The sequence below is a fragment of the Providencia sp. JGM181 genome (assembly GCF_018257375.1).
GTDB classification, from domain to species: Bacteria; Pseudomonadota; Gammaproteobacteria; order Enterobacterales; family Enterobacteriaceae; genus Providencia; species Providencia lanzhouensis.
In genome coordinates, this window is sequence record NZ_JAERJY010000246.1 from 1 (window position 1) to 1,938 (window position 1,938).

Below are 1,938 nucleotides of genomic sequence, written 5' to 3' on the forward strand. Positions count from 1 at the left end.
ATTCATTACTTTCCAGGTTGATTTTATTTTTTTTCATTCGAATATATTTCAATCCAATTAGAGACTATTTTTTCAATAGAAAAGTTATCTTCGATGTGTTTTCTTGCTAATCTTTTGAGATTTTCTTTATCTATGTCTGGCATTGATATGGCTTTTAATACAGCGGCAGAAAGTTGCCCACTATCTTTAATTGGCACTAGAAAACCATTATTACCTAATACCTCTTTAACTCCACCACTGTCAGTTGCTATAGTTATCCTTTCGCATGACATCGCTTCAGCTACAACTAATCCAAAACCTTCCCACTCAGATGAAAGAACAAAAAAATCACATGCAGACATCCAATCATAAACATTATTTTTTAAACCTAAAAATAATACATTGTTCTCAAGGTTTAATTTTTTAGTTAAGTATTGAAGCTCTCCCTTCAATTCACCATCACCAATAATTAATATTTTTATATTTGAGTAGGTAGCTTTAATATGAGAAAAAGCAACTAGTAGATTAGGGTAGTCTTTTGCTTTTGTTAATCGGCCGACAGATAGAAATACAATATCATTATCAGCAATATTTAATTCATCTCTAATTGTAACTCTAGAGTTCTGAGAGAATTTAAATTTTTTTGTGTCAATTCCGTTATATTGTACTCGAACTTTATTCGGTGTTACGGCTTTTTTTTCTAGAAATACATCAACTGCCTCTTGACTTACGTTAGTTGATAAATCGGTTAGAAAATCAGTGAGTCGATATGATAACATTCTTAATTTTCCACCCTCATTTTTATTGTGCATAGTTGATACTAAAAACTTAATTGGGGTGGATATACGTAATAGCCTAGCGAATATATTCGCATGAATCATATGACTATGCACAACATCAGGCCTGATTCTTTTTATTATCTTTCGAGCCAAACAATAAGCATTAATAAAGCTGACGAAAGATTTTTTCAAATTTAAGCAATCAATTTTAACTTCAGATTTTTGTGGTTTGATAATTAATGTATCTGTTAGGGATATAATATGTACAAAATGTCCCTTTTCTACATATTCATCAGCAAGGCTGCAAAGTTGTTTCTCTGCGCCACCCATTCCTAAGCCTGTTGTTATAAAAACAATCTTCATCTTACTATTTTCTCAGTAACTCTATCCAAAGGGGTAATATGTTTTCTATAGAAAATCTATTGGAATTTATTATTGAATTTTCTTGCATGTGTTTATAGCTATCAAAATCTGACTCTATTAATTGAATGGCATTTTTCATATGTAATGACAGCTCTTCTATATCATTAGGTTTACATATCCATCCGGATTTATCATGTTGAATTATTTCTCTTGGGCCTGCATCACAATCAAAAGAAATAACTGGTAATCCACATGCTTGGGCTTCTAATACAACTAACCCAAAGCCTTCAAATCTAGAGCTTAAAACAAAATATGAGGCAGCATAGTATTCTGATAAAATGTTAGAGGTATTAGGAACTATTTGTACTGAAGAATTTAAAGATAACTCCATTATCATATTTTTTAGTTTAACTTCATCTTCACCGGAACCTACAATTCTTAGTTTCCAATTAGGATATTGCTTGCTAATTATCTCCCATGATGAAATTAACATATCAAAACCCTTTTGATGGGTTAATCGCCCAACAGCAAGGATTATTTTTTCTCTTTGAAATAGATTCCTATCATGGGGATTGTTAAGGTTTATAGTTATTGGGTTTGGAATAACACAAATATTTTTTACTGTAGTATTTTCCATCCAATAAGATTTGTCTTTTTCAGTTAATGTGATAATCATGTCTGCATAATACGCAGCAATATTTCGAATTTTTTTTCTGGATGATTTTCCCAGTGTCACATTATAATTGAAATGCTCCCAACTATAGTGCTTAGTTTCATTCATTCCTAATTTTGCAGGTATAGTATATATTGCTGTCTC

General features: G+C 31.2%; 2 protein-coding genes. Both read right to left on the reverse strand.

The window, feature by feature from the left end; all coding sequences use genetic code 11:
* Positions 1-23: 23 nt before the first annotated feature.
* Positions 24-1,121 carry a glycosyltransferase gene (locus tag JK188_RS17195; protein ID WP_211887638.1) on the reverse strand — a complete coding sequence of 366 codons (1,098 nt, stop codon included), beginning with the start codon at positions 1,119-1,121 and terminating at the stop codon, positions 24-26.
* A 4-nt stretch (positions 1,122-1,125) separates the two neighbouring features.
* On the reverse strand, positions 1,126-1,938 hold an 813-nt coding region (locus tag JK188_RS17200; RefSeq protein ID WP_211888691.1), incomplete at its 5' end, for a glycosyltransferase family 4 protein.